This is a genomic window from Rhizobium leguminosarum bv. viciae USDA 2370, assembly GCF_002008365.1.
In the GTDB taxonomy this organism is placed as follows: Bacteria; Pseudomonadota; Alphaproteobacteria; order Rhizobiales; family Rhizobiaceae; genus Rhizobium; species Rhizobium leguminosarum.
Map to the genome: position 1 here is coordinate 1 of NZ_MRDL01000045.1, position 15,559 is coordinate 15,559.

12 protein-coding genes and 1 pseudogene are annotated in these 15,559 nt (G+C 59.9%); 7 read left to right on the forward strand and 6 right to left on the reverse strand.

Annotation, left to right across the window (positions count from 1 at the left end; translation table 11 throughout):
- The 3 genes and pseudogenes from BS629_RS38500 to BS629_RS21750 all read right to left on the reverse strand — a co-directional run.
- Window positions 1-78 (reverse strand): annotated as a pseudogene (locus tag BS629_RS38500) (electron transfer flavoprotein subunit beta/FixA family protein); the annotation flags it as partial.
- Between the two features lie 34 nt (window positions 79-112).
- Window positions 113-715: a dimethylsulfoniopropionate lyase gene (locus tag BS629_RS21745; protein ID WP_018246037.1), complete on the reverse strand. Its 603-nt coding sequence runs from the start codon at window positions 713-715 to the stop codon at window positions 113-115.
- Window positions 716-763: 48 nt separating this feature from the next.
- Window positions 764-2,800 (reverse strand): NADH:flavin oxidoreductase, encoded by a 2,037-nt coding sequence (locus BS629_RS21750; protein WP_018246038.1) that lies wholly within the window; start codon window positions 2,798-2,800, stop codon window positions 764-766.
- 147 nt (window positions 2,801-2,947) lie between these two features.
- Between BS629_RS21750 and BS629_RS21755 the strand changes: the two genes are divergently transcribed.
- From BS629_RS21755 to BS629_RS21795, 7 genes are all read left to right on the forward strand, one after another.
- Window positions 2,948-3,577, forward strand: coding sequence for a TetR/AcrR family transcriptional regulator (locus tag BS629_RS21755; protein ID WP_018246039.1), 630 nt, complete (start codon window positions 2,948-2,950; stop codon window positions 3,575-3,577).
- 11 nt (window positions 3,578-3,588) lie between these two features.
- A complete protein-coding gene (locus BS629_RS21760; protein ID WP_018246040.1) occupies window positions 3,589-4,383 on the forward strand; it encodes a pyrroline-5-carboxylate reductase family protein in 795 nt (264 codons plus the stop codon).
- A gap of 67 nt (window positions 4,384-4,450) precedes the next feature.
- The gene (locus BS629_RS21765) at window positions 4,451-5,452 is read left to right on the forward strand and encodes an ABC transporter substrate-binding protein (RefSeq protein ID WP_018246041.1); all 1,002 of its coding nucleotides are present in this window, start codon (window positions 4,451-4,453) and stop codon (window positions 5,450-5,452) included.
- A 95-nt stretch (window positions 5,453-5,547) separates the two neighbouring features.
- Window positions 5,548-6,435: an ABC transporter permease gene (locus BS629_RS21770; protein WP_018246042.1), complete on the forward strand. Its 888-nt coding sequence runs from the start codon at window positions 5,548-5,550 to the stop codon at window positions 6,433-6,435.
- The gene (locus BS629_RS21775) at window positions 6,428-7,507 is read left to right on the forward strand and encodes a quaternary amine ABC transporter ATP-binding protein (protein ID WP_018246043.1); all 1,080 of its coding nucleotides are present in this window, start codon (window positions 6,428-6,430) and stop codon (window positions 7,505-7,507) included. Before BS629_RS21770 ends, BS629_RS21775 begins: the two co-directional genes overlap by 8 nt.
- A gap of 156 nt (window positions 7,508-7,663) precedes the next feature.
- Window positions 7,664-8,668: an Ldh family oxidoreductase gene (locus BS629_RS21780; RefSeq protein ID WP_018246044.1), complete on the forward strand. Its 1,005-nt coding sequence runs from the start codon at window positions 7,664-7,666 to the stop codon at window positions 8,666-8,668.
- A 942-nt stretch (window positions 8,669-9,610) separates the two neighbouring features.
- A complete protein-coding gene (locus BS629_RS21795; RefSeq protein WP_018246046.1) occupies window positions 9,611-10,609 on the forward strand; it encodes an AraC family transcriptional regulator in 999 nt (332 codons plus the stop codon).
- Window positions 10,610-10,620: 11 nt separating this feature from the next.
- Here BS629_RS21795 and BS629_RS21800 read toward each other — a convergent pair whose 3' ends face one another.
- The 3 genes from BS629_RS21800 to BS629_RS21810 all read right to left on the reverse strand — a co-directional run bounded on the left by BS629_RS21800 (window position 10,621) and on the right by BS629_RS21810 (window position 15,202).
- Window positions 10,621-10,905: a hypothetical protein gene (locus BS629_RS21800; RefSeq protein WP_077988498.1), complete on the reverse strand. Its 285-nt coding sequence runs from the start codon at window positions 10,903-10,905 to the stop codon at window positions 10,621-10,623.
- Window positions 10,902-13,196, reverse strand: a complete 2,295-nt coding sequence (locus BS629_RS21805) for an FdhF/YdeP family oxidoreductase (RefSeq protein ID WP_077988499.1) — start codon at window positions 13,194-13,196, stop codon at window positions 10,902-10,904. Before BS629_RS21805 ends, BS629_RS21800 begins: the two co-directional genes overlap by 4 nt.
- 77 nt (window positions 13,197-13,273) lie before the next feature.
- The gene (locus BS629_RS21810) at window positions 13,274-15,202 is read right to left on the reverse strand and encodes a diguanylate cyclase (RefSeq protein ID WP_018246049.1); all 1,929 of its coding nucleotides are present in this window, start codon (window positions 15,200-15,202) and stop codon (window positions 13,274-13,276) included.
- Between the last annotated feature and the right edge of the window lie 357 nt (window positions 15,203-15,559).

The window sequence follows — 15,559 nt, forward strand, 5'->3', positions numbered from 1 at the left end:
GACACCCGTGCCATCCGGCTTCACCCGGATCTTCACGTTGTAGTCGACAACCCGTTTGACTGGGACGAGTATCTTCATGGGCAACCCCCCTTTATTTCTAAACTGCTGGCCGTCAGTTCGGCCGTTCGGCAAGCAATGCCCAGAAGGCGAAGAACGGCGTGTCAAGCGACCTCATGGCATGTTTGATGCCAGGGACATTATAGAAGGATCCGCCGATACCTGGCGAAAACCAGTCCCCTTCCCCCTGCTGGAACTCTCCCTCGGAAAGCACGAGATAGACTTCCTCAGGCGCATGGTCGTGATCGGGATAGCGCACGTGAGGCGCCATCAACGTCACGCCGATCCACAGGTCGCTCCGCTCCTCCAATCCTCCCGGGCCGATAATCATCGCATTGGCATGCCCATCGACAAAATTGTCGCTGGCCGTGTGGTCATACTTGGTGCGCCGATGCCATTCAAGCATTGGCTCGATGCCTTTGAACCCCTCGATCAAACGCGTCAGCGAAGGATAGGACGTATCGACGGAAAGCGCCACATCAAGGAGAGCGCACACAGGCAATCGGCCTCCCTCCCCCGCACGCGCCGTTCCCGGGCGCTCCAGCGCAGCAGAAATCTGACGAATCGAGCGGCGAGCCTCCGGGGTATTCGTGAACTGGTCGAAAGCCACAAAAATTGCATCCAGGAAAATCTGGAGGCTTTCATTGCGTAAACTCATGACATCACCTCCCGAGACGATCGGCCGACAAGCGGCCCACTCTTGCAATCAGATATCTTTCGCGATGCGCAACCCGTCATAGACGGCTGCATGCGTGTTGCGTGCGGCAACGGCATCGCCGATCCGGAACAGCTGGAACTTGCCATCAGGATTGCGGATCACGGACTGAGGTTCTCCGGAAAGAAGCTGATCGTGCGACATTTCGCCGAGATTGCTCGAGCTGGGTTTCAGTTCGAAATAGAGTTCATCGAGCGGAATGGTCCCATGATTGACGACGATCTGGTCGAAGCTCTGCTGCTTGGCAATCCCGCCGTAATCGCTGCCGACATGGGCGACGAGCTGGTTGCCGCTCTTTTCGACGGCTTCCAGACGGTAGGTGACGGTGAAGGTCACGTCATGCTTCTGCAGAGACCGCATATAGGGCACGAGATTCATGGCCATGACCTCGGGCGCGAAGGACCGGTCCGGCGTCATGATCTCGACCTTGGCGCCTGCCTTGGCGAGAAACTCCGCCGCCTGCAGGCCGGCATGATCGCCGGCGTCGTCGAAGATCAACACGTTGGTTCCAGGCTTCACGTCGCCGGAGATGATGTCCCATGACGAAACCACCAGCTCGTTGCCGCTCGCCAGGACCTCGGTATGCGGCAGGCCGCCGGTTGCGATGATGACGACATCGGGATTCTCGGCCTCGATGGTGTCCGCTTCCGCCCAGGTGTTGAAGTGGAAGGTGACGTCGTATTTCTCGCACTGGCTCATGCGCCAGTCGATGATGCTGATCATTTCCTTGCGGCGCTCGCTTTGAGCGGTGAGCCGGATCTGACCGCCGGGATTGTTCGCCGCTTCGAAAACGACGACCTGGTGGCCGCGTTCTCCGGCGACGCGCGCCGCTTCCAGACCGGCCGGGCCGGCGCCGACGATGACGACCTTTTTCTTGGCGTCGGCCTTCGCCACGATATGCGGCATGGTCAGTTCGCGGCCGGTGGCGGCATTGTGGATGCAGAAGGCCGCCCCGCCCTGGTAGATACGATCGAGACAGTAATTGGCGCCGACACAGGGACGAATATCGTCTTCCCGCTTTTCGATGATCTTGCGGACGATATGCGGGTCGGTCATGTGGGCGCGGGTCATGCCGACCATGTCGACCTTGCCGGAGGCGATCGCGTAGCGCGCGGTGGCGACGTCAGGGATTTTCGCCGCATGGAAGGTCGGAAAGTTGGTTGCGGCGCGAATTTCGCCGGCGAAATCGAGATGCGGCGAATTCGCCATGCCCTGGATCGGGATCACGTCGGTGAGGCCCGCATCGGTATCGATGTGGCCGCGAATGACGTTCAGGTAATCGATGAGGCCGCTTTCCTTCAGGCGCCGGGAGATTTCCAAGCCTTCGGCTTTGCCGGTACCGCCGGGAAGACATTCGTCGGCGGTATAGCGCACGCCTAGAATGAAGTCGTTCCCCACTCTTTGCCGGATTGCCCTGAAGACGTCGAAACAGAAGCGCAAACGGTTATCGAGCGATCCGCCATAGGGGCCGTCGAGCTCGTTGGTGAGCGGCGAGGTGAACTGGTCGATCAGATGGCCGTAGGCCTCCAGTTCGACACCGTCCATGCCACCCGCCTTCATGCGTTCGGCAGCGTCGGCGAAATCCTTGATGATGCGCTCGATGTCCCAATCTTCCACCTTCTTCGGGAAGGCCCGGTGGGACGCTTCGCGCTGATGCGATGGCGCCACCACAGGCAGCCAGTCGCCCTTGTCCCAGCGTGTGCGCCGGCCGAGATGGGTGAGCTGGATCATGATCGCCGCTCCCTCTTCATGCACGGCGTCGGTCATCTCCCTGATCCAGGGCACGATCTCGTCCTTGTAGGCGAGCAGGTTGTTGAAGACCGGCGGGCTGTCCCTGGAAACCGCGGCCGAGCCGGCCGTCATCGTCAAGGCCACGCCGCCCTTTGCCCGCTCCACCGTATAGGCGCGATACCTCTCCTTCGGCATGCCGTCTTCCGGATAGGCCGGCTCGTGGGAGGTGACGATGATGCGGTTGCGCAGTTTCAAATGCTTGAGCTGGTAGGGCTGCAGAAGGGGATCGTTCGACATGGGCCGTGGTTCCGGATTAAAAACGTCAGAGCCGACGCTAAGCACAATGTACATATGTGTCAATGTTGAAAACATCTGGGTCGTCATTTTCGACACCAATGTACATTTTCCTTGTGCGCTGCCGTATAATTTGATAGGAGATAGCTTATGGATCAGGCTCTGAACGACACTGGCTGGCGGGGATCACAAGAGGGATGGCTGGAAGCAGCTTACCACTCGCTGCTGGATTCCGGCGTGGATTCGGTGAAAATTCTGCCGCTGGCGAAGAGGCTCAATCTCTCGCGCACGAGCTTCTACTGGTTCTTCAAGGATCGGGAGGAGCTGTTGGCCGGGCTCGTGGCGCGGTGGCGCGACAAAAATACCGGCAACATCGTCAAGCAATCCGAAGCCTACGCGGAATCGCTCGCCGAGGCGATGCTCAACGTCTTCGACTGCTGGCTCAACAATGATCTGTTCGACGCCAGGTTCGAATTTGCCGTGCGCAGCTGGGCGCTGCAGTCCGACGAGATTCTCGCCGAGGTCCGGCAAGCCGATCAGCTCCGGCTGGAAGCCCTCAAGCGCATGTTTATCCGGTTCGGGCTACCAGAAGCGACATCAGATGTCCGAGCGCGAACAACTTACCTCGTGCAGATCGGATATATCTCCATGCAAGCTAAGGAGGAACTCGCCGTCCGCATGAAACGGATTCCCGAATATATCGCGATCTACACCGGCGAAGTGCCGCAGCAGAGGGAGCTCGATCGCTTCTTCTCCCGGCATGGCTATAGGCCGGGTTAGGGAAAGCCGAGATGAGCGTTTCCTTGAGGATCGGTATAATTGGTGGCGGCGGTTGGCTTGGCGGAGCAATCGCCGGCTCGATCCTCGATGCCGGCCTGGTCGAACCTCAAAAACTCTCCCTCTCCTATCGCAGCGAAGAGCCGCGCCGCTTCCCGAATTCTTTCTTGACCACCGACAATCAGGCGCTTGCCGACCGTTCGGACGTGATCATTCTTTCCGTCCGCCCTGATGACTGGCATGCTCTTGATGTCGATGCCGGCGGCAAGCTCGTCATCTCAGTCATGGCGGGCATCCGCCTGGACGCACTTTCGGACCGCCACAACACCGGTCGCGTCGTCCGCGCCCTGCCGAATGCCGCCGCCGAATTGGCCAAGTCCTATACACCCTGGATTGGCGCGAGCGATGTCACCGAAGACGACCGGGCGCTCGTCCGCGCGATTTTTCAGGCATGCGGATCTGAGGACGAGGTCGCAAGGAAAAGCGACATCGATTACCTCACCGGCCTGTCCGGGTCCGGACCGGCTTTCCCGGCATTGCTCGCCGCCGCCATGATGAGCGATGCCGTCGCCCATGGCCTGCCGGCGGAGATTGCGCGGCGCGCCGTCAACACGGTGATGACAGGCGCCGGTCGCCTGCTGGAGCGCCGCGACGAATGTCCCGATGAGGTTGTTCAAACCTTTGTCGGCTATCGCGGAACCACGGCGGCGGCCATCGAAGGCATGCGCGCGGCCGGGTTCGACGCTTCGGTTGCGGAGGGACTATCGGCAGCATTCAAGAAATCGGTGAGTATGGGAGACGCTTCCTGACAACCGTTGGAGCGGGTCCTGCGGCGCCCCGCTCAGCAAAACTGGCCGCTAAACAGAGGGAACGAGAATGAAAAAACTACTCGCATCGACATGTCTGACGTTTGGCCTGATGGGCGGGGCGTCTTTCGCCAGCGCCGCCGAATGCGGCACTGTGACCATTGCCAGCATGAACTGGCAGAGTGCGGAGGTTCTCTCTAACCTCGACAAGCTCATCCTGAACGAAGGTTATGGCTGCGCCGCCGAAATCACCGTCGGCGATACCGTCCCGACGATTACCTCGATGGCCGAAAAGGGCCAGCCGGACATCGCGCCGGAAGCCTGGATCGACCTGCTGCCGGATGTCGTCAAGAAGGGGACGGATGAAGGCCGGATCGTCCAGGTCGGCTCTCCGCTGCCCGATGGCGGCGTACAGGGCTGGTGGATTCCCAAATATCTGGCCGACGCCCATCCCGATATCAAGACCATCGGTGATGTGCTGAAGCATCCGGAACTCTTCCCCGATCCTGAGGATTCGAAGAAGGGCGCCATCTACAACGGGCCGCAGGGCTGGGGCGGCACCGTGGTGACCACGCAGCTCTACAAGGCCTTCGAAGCCGAGAAGGCAGGCTTCACCCTCGTCGACACCGGTTCAGCTGCCGGCCTCGACGGTTCGATCGCCAAGGCCTACGAACGCAAGGAAGGCTGGGCCGGCTATTACTGGGCACCAACCGCGCTGCTCGGCAAGTATCAGATGGTCAAGCTGGAAGCCGGCGTGCCGAACGACGCTGCCGAATGGAAGCGCTGCAATACCGTCGCCGATTGCCCCGATCCGAAGCCGAATGCATGGCCGGTCGATCACGTGGTGACCCTGGTTGCCAAGCCTTTTTCGGAAAAGGTCGGGCCTGAGGTCATGGACTACCTGACGAAGCGCTCCTGGAGCAATGAGACGGTCAACAAGCTGATGGCGTGGATGACCGACAACCAGGCAACCGGCGAGGATGGTGCCAAGCACTTCCTGAAAGAAAACAAGGACCTGTGGACCAAGTGGGTCTCGCCTGAGGCAGCTGCGAAGATCGAAGCTGCTCTTTAAGACCGACTATTGCGGTGCGCCTAAAGCGCACCGCCTCTCGCTGCCGATAAAATCAAAAAGACTGCCGCGGCTCTTTGAAGAAAAAGGGGAACCGAATGGAATGGTTTTACAAATTCCCGCATATGGATGACGACGCCCTTCGCAATCTGAAGAAGGCGATCGATGACGGCTTTCGCACATTTACCCGCACCTATGGCGACGCAATCGAAAGCCTCTTCTCCCCGCTGCAGCATTTCCTCATCGCCGCCGACCGCTTCATGACGCAGACGCCGTGGCCGATCATTACTGCAATCATCCTTGTCATCGCATGGTTTGCGAGCCGCAGCCTGAAGATCGTCTTCGGCTGTCTCGTCACGCTGCTGCTGATCGGCTATTTCGACATGTGGGACGATACGATGCGGACGGTCTCGATGATCTTCGTCTGTACCGTGCTCTCCATTGCCATCGGTATCCCGATGGGGATCTTGATGGCGCGTTCCGACCGGCTGCAGCGCATCATCAATCCGATCCTCGACGTCATGCAGACGATGCCGAGCTTCGTCTATCTCATCCCTGTCGTCATGCTGCTCGGCATCGGCAAGGTGCCGGGACTGATCGCAGTGGTCATCTATGCGATACCGCCGATGATAAGGCTGACCGACCTCGGCATCCGCCTGGTCGACAAGGACGTGCTGGAGGCGGCCGACGCCTTCGGGACATCGAGTTCGCAGAAACTGTTCAAGGTCCAGCTGCCGTTGGCGCTTCCCACCATCATGGCCGGCATCAACCAGACCATCATGATGGCGCTCGCCATGGTGGTCGTCGCCTCGATGATCGGCGTCCAGGGCCTGGGCCAGCCGGTTCTGAAGGCCATCGCCAACCAGTACTTCACGCTGGGTATTTTCAACGGCCTTGCCATCGTCGGCATCGCCATCATCTTCGACCGGGTCAGCCAGGCGTATGGCAAGAGGCTCCAGAAGCATCGGGAGATCGTCCATGGCTGATCAACGTTTCGGCGGCATCAAGATCCGCCACCTTTACAAGATCTTCGGTCCCAACCCTGCCGCTCATGTCGATGCCGTCAAAAAGGGATTGTCGAAGACCGAGCTCAACGAAAAGCACGGCCACGTGCTGGGCCTGAAAGATATCAATGTCGAGATACCCTCGGGCCGCATCCAGGTCATCATGGGCCTTTCGGGTTCGGGCAAGTCGACGCTCATCCGCCACATCAATCGTCTGATCGATCCGACCGCTGGCGAAGTGCTTGTCGACGGCGTCGATGTCGTGAAAATGAACGAGACCGAATTGCGGACGTTTCGCCGGCACCAGACGGCAATGGTGTTTCAGAAGTTCGCGCTTCTGCCGCATCGGAATGTTCTCGACAATACCATCTTCGGCCTCGAAGTGCAGGGCATGGAGCGCTCGAAAGCCGCCGACGTCGCCATGCGCTGGCTGGAGCGGGTCGGCCTGAAAGGTTTCGAGAGCAAATACCCCAATCAGTTATCGGGCGGCATGCAGCAGCGCGTCGGGCTGGCCCGAGCCCTCTCGAACGATGCTCCCGTTCTGCTGATGGACGAGGCCTATTCGGCGCTCGATCCTTTGATCCGCACGGATATGCAGACGGTCCTTCTCGATATTCAGAGGGAGATCAAGAAAACCATCGTCTTCATCACCCACGATCTCGATGAAGCCCTTCGCCTGGGCGATCAGATTGCGATCCTGCGCGATGGCGAAGTCATCCAGCAGGGCACCAGCCAGGACATCGTTCTGCGTCCGGCCGACGCCTACATCGCCAACTTCGTCAAGGAGGTCAATCGAGGCCGGGTCATCCAGGTCGATGCCGTCATGACACCCTTGCATTCCGGTGCTGCGCCCGGCGGATTGACGATTGCATCAGGTACGACCGTCGAAGAGGCTGTGCGGATGTTGGCATCGGCGCCGGACGACGATGCCAGGGTGCTTTCACCATCAGGAGAAGCTTTGGGGCTTGTCACCTTCCGCCAGCTCGCGGGTGCAATGGTGAACTCGCAGGAGGTGGCTCCCCGACGCGATAGCGCCCTTTCAGTCGCCCTCTGAAGTGCGTCGCAATCAACATGCCGCCATCTCTGCAGCGGCCAACTGGCTGGGTGAGGAACTGTGTTCGCACGGTTGCGATGTCGTCGAAATCGGAGACTGCGCCGCGCCAGGCACCTATGCCTTCTATGAGGGTAGACGAGCCGCATTGGAGCTGTGATGGCAAAGCAGAGGATGAGAATGCCGATCGACGAGCTCCGCCAATTGGCGCTCGAAGCCTGCCTCGCCTGCGGCAGCAGCCCGGCCATGGCGAAGGCGCTCGTCGATGCAACGCTTTCGGCCGCCTGCTTCGGTCGTACCGAGCTGGGTTTTCCGCATTTCGTCGATTATCTCACCAGCCTGCGCGACGGGCGGATCAACGGAGACGCCAAGCCCCGCTTCGACCACGTGCTGCCGGCCCTGATTTACGCCGATGCGGACGGCGGCATAGCGCAGCTCGGGTTTGACCTGATTTACGACGACTTCGTAAAGCGCGTGAAAACCTTCGGCATTTCAGTCTTCACGCAAAGAAACAGCTATACCGCCGGGGAACTGGGATATTACGTCCGGCGCCTCGCTGAGGACGGGTTGATAGCCATCGCCGCCGCCAACGGACCGGCTTTGATGGCCGCCGCCGAAGGCGGGGAGCGCGTCTACTGCACAAATCCGCTCGCTTTCGGCGCGCCTTTGCCGGAACCCTTGCCGCCCCTCGTCATCGACCAGGCGACGAGTGCGACGGCCTTCATAACTCTTGCCGAGGCGGCAAGGGAACAGTCGCCGATTGCGCACGGCATAGCCATCGACGAGACCGGCGCAATCACCACCGATCCTGTCAAGGCGATGCTCGGCGCCCTCCTGCCCTTCGGCGGCTATAAGGGCGCCAACATCGCTCTTATCGTCGAGATGCTTTCCGCGGGTCTTTCCGGGGCCGCCTGGTCGCTCGATGCGGGCCACTTTTTCTCGGGCGAGCACCCGGTGAATGCGGGAATGACCGTGATCGCGCTATTCCCCGCGGCCGTGGATACAGGTTTCCCGGAGCGCGCCGAGGCCCAATTGGAACGGCTGCGCTCCAAGGGAGTCCGTATCCCCGGAGACAGAGCAATGCCCGCGAGCGTCACGGAAACCGATAGTCTTGACGTCGATATAGGCGTGTTAGAAACGATCCGTCGCTTGTGCCTTCGGTGAGAAAATCATTGCTCAGCTCAAAGAATCGAATGCATCGTGCCCGGCGGCAGCATGCCGAAGTTCCCATCGTTCGTGCTAAATGAGAAATTGAAGATCTCTATCCACTCTGCGCAGGCCATGACGCGGAACACGCGGCTTCCACGAAGCGCTTGCCTATACATTTTGCGCAAGGTCAGTCCAGACTGCGTCACGAAAAGCCGGTTGGCCGACAATATCGGGGCCTGACAATTGCTCCATAGCTAAGGAACAGTAAGATCAATCTCGACCAAGGCCATGATGGTTGACGGTCCCAAAACCAAGCCCTTCCATCCGTTACCCCCAAAGGATGAAAGGGATCATACATACGCACTCCATCCCGTGCGTATGCTTGCATGCCTGTCTGCCTGCCGAAGGCCATCTTTAAGCGGTCCACTAAGAACCTTCGGCAGGCGACTGCGCAGCTCGCGAATTGGGGCGCTCTCTATCGGCTACAGCTGTAAAATCGCTCCTTCAGCGTAATCGTTTTATCAGCGGGTTGTCATCATCGCCGGCAGCGTGACGTCTTGCCAATGGCCGCGGGTTCTGTCAGTTCCTGATCTGGATGGGAACTAATGCATTCAACGGGTTGGTCTTTTTGACGTCTACCATACCCGAATTCGGCCTGCATCAGCTGGCACAAGCCGCTGATCTCGATGCCGGTATGACGCGGAGATCCACCTGCTCCGTTGCAAGCTGCTGCACTCTATCCAACAATCGTCTAATATACGTCCTAGGCCGCTCATCCATGCCGTCTACAGGCTCTGATGAAGCGCCGCAGCGCAGGACGACCATCCATGACGACTGGCAAGGCTGGCAGAGGTACGTGCACCAATCCGACACTCTCGCCGGCCGCGCGTCACGCTGGCACCTGCGAGCGCTGGAGAAAAGCATGTCGAAACAGTCACATCGAACAATGGGAGCAGCATGACGGAAAATAGCACTGCGCCATTCTCATTCCGATTTAGCGGTTCGTCCTTCGACAACATGGTCGAAACGCTCGGGGGGGCTTTTGGCGCATTTGATGCCGAGCCTGTCGGCCGCGCCCAGGACTTCCATTGGGGATTGGATTTCTCGGTATGTGACACCGCCGTCCTGCTCACCGGTTATCATGAGGCGGAGTTTCAGTTCAATATCGAGCCGACCGTCGATACGGCCGAATACCTGTCGATCGTCGTGCCGCGCAGCGGCGGCATGGGGGTAACCTATGGGTCCCGCGTCGCCGAGGCCGGGCAAGGAAAACTGCTTCTTTATAACAATTTCGAGCCCAATAGCGTCATCATGCATGGGCGATCGAACGTCATCGACGAGTTGCTGATCAACTGGCCTCTCATCCTGCAAACGATCGGCCAGACGTTCGAGATGCCGTTCAGCGGCTCCCTTGACCTGCTGCCCGAACTGGATCTGTCCAAACCGGAAGGCCGGTTGATCAACAATCTCACGGAAACGATCATCTCAGGCATGCGCGACGATGGCCCCTTGCTGCAGTCGCCGATCGCCATGGCGCATATGACGCAGGCGCTCGCCGATCTGGTTGTGCGCCTGGTGCCGCACCGGCTGTCGCATTTCCTGGAGAATGGCCCCGCCCTGATCGCCCCGCGACATGTGCGCCGGGCGATCGAATTCATGCACGCCAATATCGATCAGCCGATCACAATGCCGAAGGTGGCCGAAGCGGCCGGCGTATCCAGCCGGGCGCTCGAAACCGGTTTTCGTGCCTTCAGAGGAACCTCTCCCGCTGCCTATCTGCTGACGCTTCGGCTGCGTGCCGCGCGCCAGGATCTGCTCGATCCCGAGAGCAAGGAGACCATGAAGGCCATCTGCCTCAAATGGGGCTTCTTTCATTTCGGCCGGTTTTCCGCAGTCTATAAGACGACATACGGAGAATACCCTTCCGACACCAGGAAGCGCGTGATGCGGCGATAACGCATGGGGGTTTACGTCTCGTCTCGCGGCGGCAATGTGTAATGCACTCTCATTGTCCTCAGATCCCGCTTCACGATCTGCAGCATCCCTTCGCGTTCCGCCAGGGCGTTGAGCTCCCTGAGCACGAGAGAATGCGCGATCCCCAGCATGCGCGCAAAGGTGGGACTGTCACGGGCAATCCCCAAATCTGCGGCGACAAGGAGACCGGCCTGGATGGGTGTCAGCCTGTTATCCCTGCCTTGCGCCGCAGCGACGAGGGCGAGAAAGCGATCGGCCTCCGACGCTTCTTCGCTCACGCGGCTTTTCGTCGGCGGAAGGATACCATGATCGATTTCGAGGTGGGCGTATCGCTTTCCCTACCCGCGCTGCCAAGCGGCACGAGCACGTTCAGCTCGGGATAATATCCCGCTATGCTTCCCCTCGGAATATCATAGGGCACAAAGCGGAAATCCTCTGCGACACGCTCGATGCCGTCATCATGCTCGCCGATCACGTCGACCCGGTCGCCGGCCTTGGCATTCATCGCCGTCAGGTCGGCTGGGTGAATGAAGATGACCTGCCGCTCCCCATAGACGCCGCGATATCGGTCATCGAGACCATAGACCGTCGTATTGTATTGATCGTGCGATCGGAACGTCTGCAGGGCGAAACGCCCCTCTCCCTTTCGCGCCCGCTGATGCACCGTCTCCTCCGGAAGCGCCTCCGAAGAAAATGACGCCTTGCCTGCCGGTGTATGCCACTCCCGATGGGCGGCCGTGTTGCGCAGGTGGAAACCGCGCCGCTTGCGCAGGCGCGTATTGTAGTTTTCGAAGCCGGGAATGGTCGCCTCGATGTGATCGCGGATGCGGTCGTAGTCGTCGGCGAGCTCTGCCCAGTCGACCACGACGGAGCCGACCGTCGCCTGTGCAATGCCGGCAATGATGGCGACTTCCGAGAGGAGATGCGGCGAGGCAGGGCGATTGATACCGGCAGAACCATGCACCATGCTCATCGAATCCTCGACGCTCACGAGCTGTGAGTTGCCCGCTGCATTCATATCCATCTCGGTGCGCCCGAGGCACGGCAAGATAAAGGCCGTCTCGCCGGGCATGAGATGCGAATGATTGGGTTTGGTTGCGATGTGCACCGTCAGCTTCAGCCGCCGCAGCGCCTTTTCAACGAGTGCGCTGTCAGGCGTGGCGCGCGCGAAATTGCCGCCAAGCCCGATGAAGGCATCAGCCGAGCCGTCGAGCATCGCTCCGATCGCGGCAAGGACATTGTGGCCATGTTCGCGGGGAACGGTGAAGCGGAAGTGCTTTTCCAGCGCATCGAGGAAATCCTCCGATGGCTTTTCGTTGATGCCGACGGTGCGGTCACCCTGCACGTTGGAATGGCCGCGAACCGGGCAAAGGCCGGCACCCGGCCGGCCGATATTGCCGCGCAGGAACATGAAATTGGCGATCTCGCGGATCGTCGCCACGGAATGCAGATGCTGGGTTACACCCATCGCCCAGGTGCAGATGACCCGCTCGGCGTTGACATAGACATCGGCCGCCCTCTCGATCTCCTGCCGGCTCAGTCCCGATTGGTCCTCGATGTCAGCCCAGTTCGTCGCCTCGACCGCTGCCTTGTATTGCGCAAAACCCGCGCAGTGTTCGGCGAGAAATGCATGGTCGAGTACGGAGGGCAGACCGGCGGCGACCGCTGCATCCTCTGCAGCCAGCACGACCTTCGCCATCCCGCGCACCGCAGCCATGTCGCCGCCGAGTTGCGGCTGGAGATAAAGGCTGGCGATGTCGGTCGAACCGCCGCGCAGCATCTCGATCTTGTCCTGCGGGTCGGAGAAGCGCTCCAGGCCGCGTTCGCGGATGGGATTGAAGACGACGACGCGCGCGCCGCGGATCGCCGCCCGGCGCAAGTCGCCGAGCATCCGTGGATGGTTGGTGCCCGGGTTCTGCCCAATCACGAAGATCGCGTCGGCCTCTTCGAAATCCTCCAGCAGCACGGTGCCCTTGCCCACGCCGACCGCCTGGCGCATGGCGATGCCGCTTGCCTCGTGGCACATGTTGGAGCAGTCGGGAAAATTGTTGGTGCCGTAGACGCGCACGAACAGCTGGTACAGGAAGGCGGCCTCGTTGCTCGCCCGGCCCGACGTGTAGAATTCCGCCCGATTGGGATTATCGAGGCCCGTCAGAATGCTGCCGATCTCGGCAAAGGCATCCTCCCACGCGACCGGCAGGTAACGGTCGCTCACCGCATCGTAGCGCATCGGATGGGTGAGGCGGCCGTTGAGTTCCAGTTCATAGTCCGTCAGCCGGCGAAGCTCAGATACCGTATTGTCAGCGAAGAAGGCGGGCGTTGCCCGCTTTTCCGTCGCCTCCCAGGCGACGGCCTTCACGCCGTTCTCGCAGAACTCGAACGACGATCCGTGCTCCGGATCGCCCCAGGCGCAGCCCGGGCAATCGAATCCATCCGGCTGGTTCGCCTTCAGCATCGTCCGCGCGCCTGAAATGGGCATGCCGCTTTGAAGCAAACGCTTGCCGCAGCTCTTCAAAGCGCCCCAGCCGCCGGCTGCCGCCGATTTCTTACCAATGAATTTTGTGTCCATGCGCCCTGTATTGTCGAAGCGAGGAAAACATCAAGGGCGCACGAGCGATGGCTCGATAGGAAAAACCTATCAAGGATCTAACCGGCGTCCTTCATGGCATGCCGTTCGTCGGGCGAATGTGCCAGGATGCGATTGCGACCTTGGGTCTTTGCGTCGTAGAGGGCGGCATCGGCCTCGGTCAGGAGGCGGTTAGGGTTGACCCTCAAGGTGGCTCCCGTCGCGCAGGATATGCCGATGCTGGCGGTCACCCGTCCGAATTCGCTGCCGGAATGAACGATATTCTCCTGGCTCAGCAGACGTGCGAATTGCTCGGCAACGATCATTGCCCCTTTCGCACTGGTTGCTGGGAGCAGAACCACGAATTCCTCTCCGCCGTAGCGAGCGACGATGTCTGCCGGCCGGCTTACCGACTGCCGCAGACACTTGCTGACGACACGCAGGCATTGGTCTCCGGCGGGATGGCCGTAGGTATCGTTATATGCCTTGAAGCGGTCGATATCGACCATCAGAAGGCTGAACGGCGTGTTTTTCCTGGCGCTGCCTGCGGTCTCACGGGCGAAAGCTTCGTCGAAGGCCCGGCGATTGACCATGCCGGTGAGCCCATCGGTCTCGGCCAGATTCTTCAGCTGCTCCGCCGACAGCCTGAGCGCGATTTCCGCCTGCTTCGTCGCAGTGATGTCCGAGACAACGGCCATCGCCGTGCCGTCTTCCGCAAGCCTTGTCCGGATGCTGCGCCAGTCGCCGTTGTGAAGTTGAATCTCTTCGTCCTTGTTGCTGTGCAAGGTAGCACTGGCGGCCTTGATCCACTCTTCGCGGTCATTGTCCGGAATACCGGCCCGCTCGCCTGTTTCGGCGACGCGGCGAAGAATGTCGCTGATATGCGCGCCAACCACGCGGGCGTCTCCGGACAGCGGAAACGCGGTGCGATACTGTTCGTTACAGAAAACAAGAAAACCCTTGCTGTCGTACATCGCGATACCATCGGACATGCCGGCCATCGCATGCGACAGCAGGTTCTTGCTTTCGCGCAGTTCCCGCTCCAGAGCAGCACGCTCCGTCACATCACGCGTTACCCCGGCAAGGCCGATCACCCGCCCCTGTCTATCCCTCAGCGGCACCTTGGAGGCGAGCAGGTATCTGCCTTCGATGCGCTCGGTGGAGTCGATCAGAGGCACGCCAGTGTCCATGACCTGCTGTTCGAGATAATACAATTCTTCGGCGAGCGGCCGTGACAGAAGATTGAAATCCGACAATCCGGTCATCTCTGCCGTCGTCTTGAAACGATAGAGGCGGATCATATTTTCATTGACGGTGATGAACCGGCTGTTTCGGTCCTTCACGTAGAGATAGTCGGGCGACTGCGAAAACGCGGTCACCAATATGCTTCGCTCCAGGTCCCATTGCTGTGTCTTCAACAGCACGAAACCACAGAGCACGGTCGCCAGGCAGTTCAAAACGGTCATGGGCAGACCGATGATGGCCAATACACGGGCGTGCACCAGAGTGGGAAGCACCGCCATCAAAACAACAAGCGCGGCGCCGAGCGCGAGGCTCAGCAGTGCAATGTCCATGAACCCGGGAGATCTCTTCCGGATCCAGAAATTGGCAGCCAGGCCGATGCCGGTCGCGACAGCAATTGCGATCAGACCATCGACCATTGCCGTGCCGCCGACACAGAAGCGGAAGGCCATCGCCAGCGACGCCGCAAAGGCCGCCGCGATCGGTCCACCAAACATGCCCGCCAAAGCAAGCGGCGAGAAGCGCATGTCGATATAGATGCCGGGATTGACTTCGACGGCCAGCAAAATGGATCCGATGGAGGCGCCGCCGGCTATGATTCCGAAGGCGATTTTTTCCTGTATGGCCGAACGACGCTGAAATTGGATCGAGAAATGCGCCCATAGCGAAATCGCCAGGCACACGAATGACAAGTTGCCACCGAATTGCGTCCAGATGCCATTCACTGCGTTGGATCCACCTTCCAATACATGTACCGAACCAATCATAGGGCAACACTGGTTTGAGCTTCGTTAAATTGAAGACCTATCAGGCTATACTCGTTTGCTTATGCGTCTCCAGCCCGGTCGGCAGCAATACGGCGACAGGAAAGCGGCGACTGCCGCGACGATGCGGTATGGGCACGCAGGGCCTGCTGCCAGATTTGATCACATGAGAAATAGGCGAAACCGGAATTAAAGGTCATGCTCCAGGACGGCAGGAGACATCATGTCCGCTACGCCTGCCGTTCAACGGCTAGCACCTGATGCATAAGGCATGTTTAACAACGGCATCCTCTGCATCAGGACACGTAGCCCAATGACGCAATATCGCGTTATCCGGATAAGTCTGCGCAATCGGGCCAT

Bases quoted from the DNA above. Each gene is read 5' to 3' on its own strand.
- BS629_RS21745 (WP_018246037.1), bottom strand. From the start codon at position 715: ATGAGTTTACGCAATGAAAGCCTCCAGATTTTCCTGGATGCAATTTTT.
- BS629_RS21750 (WP_018246038.1), bottom strand. From the start codon at position 2,800: ATGTCGAACGATCCCCTTCTGCAGCCCTACCAGCTCAAGCATTTGAAA.
- BS629_RS21755 (WP_018246039.1), top strand. From the start codon at position 2,948: ATGGATCAGGCTCTGAACGACACTGGCTGGCGGGGATCACAAGAGGGA.
- BS629_RS21760 (WP_018246040.1), top strand. From the start codon at position 3,589: ATGAGCGTTTCCTTGAGGATCGGTATAATTGGTGGCGGCGGTTGGCTT.
- BS629_RS21765 (WP_018246041.1), top strand. From the start codon at position 4,451: ATGAAAAAACTACTCGCATCGACATGTCTGACGTTTGGCCTGATGGGC.
- BS629_RS21770 (WP_018246042.1), top strand. From the start codon at position 5,548: ATGGAATGGTTTTACAAATTCCCGCATATGGATGACGACGCCCTTCGC.
- BS629_RS21775 (WP_018246043.1), top strand. From the start codon at position 6,428: ATGGCTGATCAACGTTTCGGCGGCATCAAGATCCGCCACCTTTACAAG.
- BS629_RS21780 (WP_018246044.1), top strand. From the start codon at position 7,664: ATGGCAAAGCAGAGGATGAGAATGCCGATCGACGAGCTCCGCCAATTG.
- BS629_RS21795 (WP_018246046.1), top strand. From the start codon at position 9,611: ATGACGGAAAATAGCACTGCGCCATTCTCATTCCGATTTAGCGGTTCG.
- BS629_RS21805 (WP_077988499.1), bottom strand. From the start codon at position 13,196: ATGGACACAAAATTCATTGGTAAGAAATCGGCGGCAGCCGGCGGCTGG.
- BS629_RS21810 (WP_018246049.1), bottom strand. From the start codon at position 15,202: ATGATTGGTTCGGTACATGTATTGGAAGGTGGATCCAACGCAGTGAAT.